This window comes from Flexithrix dorotheae DSM 6795, assembly GCF_000379765.1.
GTDB classification, from domain to species: Bacteria; Bacteroidota; Bacteroidia; order Cytophagales; family Flammeovirgaceae; genus Flexithrix; species Flexithrix dorotheae.
Genome location: NZ_KB903516.1, coordinates 1 through 2574, shown reverse-complemented (window position 1 = coordinate 2574; position 2574 = coordinate 1). Strand labels below are relative to the sequence as shown.

2 protein-coding genes are annotated in these 2574 nt (G+C 38.9%); both read left to right on the top strand.

The genetic code is table 11. The features are described 5' to 3' along the window. The first annotated feature begins 138 nt into the window (after positions 1 to 138). Positions 139 to 1725 carry an IS21 family transposase gene (gene istA / locus A3EM_RS0139365; RefSeq protein WP_020533742.1) on the top strand — a complete coding sequence of 529 codons (1587 nt, stop codon included), beginning with the start codon at positions 139 to 141 and terminating at the stop codon, positions 1723 to 1725. Between the two features lie 27 nt (positions 1726 to 1752). Next, complete coding sequence (gene istB, locus A3EM_RS0139360; protein WP_020533741.1) at positions 1753 to 2490, top strand: IS21-like element helper ATPase IstB; 738 nt, start codon at positions 1753 to 1755, stop codon at positions 2488 to 2490. The last annotated feature ends 84 nt before the right edge of the window (positions 2491 to 2574 follow it).

Genomic DNA, 2574 nt, shown 5'->3' with positions numbered 1-2574 from the left:
TGGATAAACCGGATTAAACAGTGCCAGTAAAAACGGAGTGAACCGTGCCAGTAATTTCGGTTCAAACTGTGCCATTTTCGGATTAAGTTGTGCCATCGGTTTCGGATTAAACTGTGCCACTTTAAAAGATCAGGTATAATGTGTTATATCGCTGAAAAAAAAGACAGTGATATGGCAAATAAACTTGATCCTATGGATTTAAAACAAATTATTACGCTACATTTAGATGGGTTGAGTAACCGTAAAATCGGAAAAACCCTGGGTATCAGCCGCAATACTGTCAATCAGTATATGGCCTTGTTTAAAGAGCATGAACTGTCTTTGAAAGCTTTGTTGGCCTTGGACAGTGCATCTCTTGAGGAACTGTTCACTACCGCTACCACCCTTGATCATAGCCGTTATAATGAACTGGTAAAGTATTTTGACAAGATGAGAGATGCTCGTCAGCACCCTGGCTTTACATTTCGGTTTCATTATTATGAGTACAGGGTAAACTGTAAACATCCTTATAGTTATACCCAATTCATGGAGCACTATAACCGTAAATATCCCAAACAGCAGGGTTCTATGAAATTAGTGCATGAGGCAGGCCACGAGGTTTTTGTAGATTTTGCTGGGAAAAAACTACAAATTATTGATCGGGAAACAGGGGAAGAAATTTCGGTAGAAGTCTTTATTGCAATTTTACCTTTTAGCCAGTATACCTACGTAGAAGCGTGTCAGAGCCAAAAGCGTGAAGATTTCCTTCAATGTATGGGTAATACCCTATCCTATTATGGAGGTGTACCCAAAGCCATTGTATCTGACAATCTAAAAGCGGCAGTAAAACGAGCCAGTAAATTTGAACCGGATATCAACCGTTCCTTTAAGGAGTTTGCCCAACACTATAATTGCGTGATCAATCCTACCAGGAGTTATGCTCCACAGGATAAGGCTTTAGTGGAAAATGCCGTTTATCTGGTCTATCAACGCATTTATTATCCGATCAGGAATATGCAATTTTTTTCCCTTAAAGCACTCAATACAGAGATTAAACGCTTATTAACCAAGTATAATAACTTGTTGTTTCAACGGAAACAAACCAGTAGAAAAGCATTATTCCACTCAGTAGAGTGTGATTATCTCAAACCGCTTCCTTTGAGTCATTACCAGATAAAAGGCTATAAGCGGATAAAAGTGCAAAAAATAGGCTATGTTTATTTTAATGAGGATAAGAATTATTACAGCGTGCCTTATCGCTACATTGGCAAACATGTTCAGATTCATTATACCAGTAGTATGCTGGAAATTTATTTCTATCATGAGCGTATTGCCACTCATGAACGTAATTTTGCAAAGGGTGCCTATACCACTAAAAAAGAACACCTCAGCAGCACTCATCAGCAATACCTGGATTGGTCACCAGATTATTTTATCTCACTGGCAGCTAAACATGGCTCAGCTACCATGCAGCTCATCAAGGAGTTATTCCAGTACAATGATTACCCCGAAGTGAATTATAAACGAGCTATGGGTATCATACAACTGCATAAAATTTATAGCTCAGAAAGATTAAATAAGGCTTGTCAACGGGCATTAATCGGGAAACAACTCAGCTATAAGATGGTCAAGAATATTCTGGATAATCAGCTCGATACTGAAGCGCTGGACCCATCTGAACTTGATAATGATCAATCCCATATCCCTGCTCATCAAAATATTCGAGGGGCATCAGCCTATAAATAAATTTAAAATCAACAAAACATAACTCATATGAATAATCATCAAACCGTAGAAAAATTAAGGCAAATGAGGCTGGGTGCTATGGCTCAGCTTCACTTGCAATATGTGCAGGAAAACAGACTAACCAAGCTCACTGCTGATGAATATATAGCCCTTTTAACCGATCATGAATGGGAGGAAAGGCAAAACAATAAAATCAACCGGCTCATCCATCAGGCTGGCTTTAAAGAAAATGCAACCATCGGAGATATCAATTATTTACAGACTAGAAACCTGGATAAAAATATGTTTGAACGGCTGGCTACTCTGGGGTTTATGGCCCATCAAGAAAATATCATCTTCACTGGTGCATCCGGAGTCGGGAAAAGCTATTTGGCTCAGGCATTAGGCCATCAGGTATGTCTGAATGGGAAAAAGGTTTTATATGCCAATACTGCTAGATTATTTACCCGTCTTAAACTCGCAAAAGTCGATGGAACCTACTTGAAACAGCTCAAAAAAATAAATGCCGTTCACCTGTTAATCTTGGATGATTTTGGCCTTCAGGCTTTTGATAACTTTGCCAGAGAAACATTAATGGATATCATTGATGAAAGATATAAAATGTCATCCACGATATTATCTTCCCAAATCCCGGTTTCTACCTGGTATGAACTTATTGGAGAGGGTACACTAGCCGATGCGATTTTAGACCGGATTGTTAACTCTTCTCATAGAATAGACCTGAAAGGAGACTCTCTGAGAAAAGGAATTCTAAAGCAAGATTAATTTTTTTTTTACTAAATTGTACCACACTTTTAAAGTGGCACCCATGAGACCGGAATCACTGGCATGGACCCTCCGAAATAGCCA